The sequence below is a fragment of the Lactobacillus sp. A27 genome (assembly GCF_016742815.1).
In the GTDB taxonomy this organism is placed as follows: Bacteria; Bacillota; Bacilli; order Lactobacillales; family Lactobacillaceae; genus Lactobacillus; species Lactobacillus gallinarum.
The window spans coordinates 1-414 of the sequence record NZ_JAEHNT010000110.1 but is presented as its reverse complement, the minus strand read 5'-3'; the positions used below and the strand labels follow the sequence as shown (position 1 = coordinate 414).

Below are 414 nucleotides of genomic sequence, written 5' to 3'. Positions count from 1 at the left end.
AGTAGAGATACTAAGAGAAGTCACTTAAGCAAGCGGAAGCACACTGAGAAACTTTGTTTAGTTTTGAGGGTAGTACCTCAAAGATTTGAATAAAACGCCAAGCGTTAGTCGGGCCTATAGCTCAGCTGGTTTAGAGCGCACGCCTGATAAGCGTGAGGTCGATGGTTCAAGTCCATTTAGGCCCATTGACATAACGGCAAAAAAGCGCTAAAGTTATGTCTGGCTGAAAAAAGAAAAGACCTTGGGGGCTTAGCTCAGTTGGGAGAGCACCTGCTTTGCACGCAGGAGGTCATCGGTTCGAACCCGTTAGCCTCCATTGATCCGAAAGGATCAAAGAGCTAGTACATTGAAAACTGAATATAATCCAAGCAAAAAACCGAGACAATCAAAGAGAACAGATTGCAAGGCGACCGA

The 414-nt window shown here is 45.2% G+C and carries 2 tRNA genes; both read left to right on the top strand.

Annotated elements, in window-relative coordinates:
- Positions 1–110 precede the first annotated feature (110 nt).
- Positions 111–185, top strand: a tRNA-Ile gene (locus JEM49_RS09725).
- Between the two features lie 58 nt (positions 186–243).
- A tRNA-Ala gene (locus JEM49_RS09720) sits at positions 244–316 on the top strand.
- Positions 317–414: the final 98 nt, after the last annotated feature.